Here is a 2,073-nt window from a genome sequence, read left to right as displayed (position 1 = left end):
CTCCAGCTGCGTGACGCGACCGGGCAGCACCGGCACGCCCAGCGCCGCCGCCCGCTGCGCCAGCGCCGCGTGCAGCACCGTGCGCCGCACCCCCCGCCCGGCCGGGCCCCGGAAGCGGTGCTCCACCGCCCGCCGCCCGTCGCGGTAGGCGATGCCCGCGATCGGGTGCCCCGCGGGGTCCACCCCCAGGCGGGCCAGCGCCGCCACCGCCCCCGGCATGAGGCCCTCCCCGCACGCCTTGTCCACCGGCCCGCGGCGCGGCTCCACGACCACGGCGCTGAGCCCCGCCAGCCGCGCCTCCACGGCGGCGGCCAGCCCCACCGGCCCACCGCCCACGACCAGGACGTCGACCTCGGGCGACCCACCCGCTCCCCGCGCCACGGCTGCCGCCCTCAGACCCGGTGCCGCCTGCCCCGCTGCGCGGGCAGGCTCGCACGGCTGCGCCGGCCGGAGGCCGTCAGCGCCCGCTGCTCCACGGGGATGCGGAACCCGAACAGCAGCACCGCGTTGAGCACCGTGAACACCAGCGCCGTGATCCACGCGGTGTGCACGAGGGGCAGCACGACCCCCTCCAGCACCACCGCCACGTAGTTCGGGTGCCGCAACCACCGGTACGGGCCGCGGCGCACCAGGGACAACCCCGGCACGACGATGACGCGGGTGTTCCACTGCGGCCCCAGCGTCGCGATGCACCACCAGCGCAGCACCTGGCTGCCGACGGCGAGGACGAGCGCCGGCCAGCCCAGCGCGGGCAGGAACTGCCGGTCCGCCAGGTGCACCTCCGCGAGGCAGCCGGCCAGCAGCGCGGTGTGCAGCGCCACCATCGGCGGGAAGTGCCGGCGCCCGGACTCCACACCGCCGTGGGAGAGGGCCCAGCGCGCGTTGCGCACCGACACGACGAGCTCGGCGACGCGCTCCAGCGCCGTGAGGGCGATGAGCACCGTGAACCACACCGCGGAGGTCATGCCGCCACCTCCGCCCGGGCGCCGGCCACGTCCTGCGCCGGCCAGCGCAGCAGCACCAGCTCCACGCTGATGCCCGGGCCGACCGCGAGCAGCACCGCCTCGTCCCCCGCCGGCGGCGACCCCGCGGCCGAGCGCTGCGCGAGGGTGTCGGCCAGCACGTGCAGCACCGAGGCGGAGGACAGGTTCCCCACCCGTTCCAGCGAGCGCCAGCTGCGCCGCAGGGCGTCGTCGGGCAGGTCGAGCGCGGCGGCGACGGCGTCGAGGACCTTCGGCCCCCCCGCGTGCACGACCCACGTGCCGACGTCACCGGCCTTCAGGTCGTGCTCGGCGAGGAAGCCCGCGACGTCCTCGCCGAGGTGCTCGCGGATGATGCCCGGCAGGCCCGGGGACAGGACGATGCGGAACCCGCTGGACCCCACCGCCCAGCCCAGGTCGTCCACCGTGCCGGGGTAGATGCGGCTGCGGGTCGCCACCACGTCGGGACCGGTGGCCACGCCCGGCCCGGCGGGGGTCCGGGCCGCCCGGGCGTCGCCGAGCACGACGACCGCGGCCGCGCCGTCGCCGAACAACCCGCTGGCGACGAGGTTCGCGCCGGAGGGGTCGTCGCGCTGCAGGGTCAGGGAGCACAGCTCCACGGACACGAGCACCGCGACGTCGTCCGGGTGGCCGGTCAGGTAGTCCGCGACCCGGGCGATGCCCGCGGCCCCCGCCACGCACCCCAGCCCGAAGACGGGGATCCGCTTGACGTCGGGGCGCAGGCCGAGCCGGGACACCAGCAGCGCGTCGATCGAGGGCGCCGAGATGCCCGTGACGGAGGTGAAGAGCAGGAAGTCGACGTCCTCGGGCGCCAGCTCCGCCGCGTCCAGGGCGGAGCGCACCGCCGCCTCGGCCAGGTCGGTGCCCACGGCGATGAAGGCGTCGTTGGCGGCGGAGAAGGACCCCAGCTCGCGGTAGCGGGGCAGGGGCAGCGCGAGGTGGCGGGTGCGGACACCGCTGGCGGCGTGCACGCGGCGCAGCAGCGCCCGCCGGTCGGGGGCGGGCAGGAGCAGCGGCGCCAGTTCCTCGGTGATCTCCTCCTGCGGGTAGGAGAACGGGGGCAGCGCCGGGG

At 77.3% G+C, this 2,073-nt stretch carries 3 protein-coding genes; all 3 read right to left on the bottom strand.

All coding sequences use genetic code 11. The annotated features are described in order from the left end of the window. On the bottom strand, positions 1-381 hold a 381-nt coding region (locus tag ABEB16_RS03525), incomplete at its 3' end, for an NAD(P)/FAD-dependent oxidoreductase (protein WP_345710888.1). A gap of 11 nt (positions 382-392) precedes the next feature. Further along, positions 393-965, bottom strand: coding sequence for an isoprenylcysteine carboxyl methyltransferase family protein (locus ABEB16_RS03520; RefSeq protein WP_345710887.1), 573 nt, complete (start codon positions 963-965; stop codon positions 393-395). Further along, entirely contained in the window at positions 962-2,065 is a 1,104-nt protein-coding gene (locus ABEB16_RS03515) for a type III polyketide synthase (protein WP_345710889.1), read from the bottom strand. Before ABEB16_RS03515 ends, ABEB16_RS03520 begins: the two co-directional genes overlap by 4 nt. Between the last annotated feature and the right edge of the window lie 8 nt (positions 2,066-2,073).

It is taken from the genome of Kineococcus glutinatus (genome assembly GCF_039542765.1).
In the GTDB taxonomy this organism is placed as follows: Bacteria; Actinomycetota; Actinomycetes; order Actinomycetales; family Kineococcaceae; genus Kineococcus_A; species Kineococcus_A glutinatus.
Note: the sequence above shows the minus strand (reverse complement) of the source record. Positions and strands in the feature narration are given on the sequence as shown.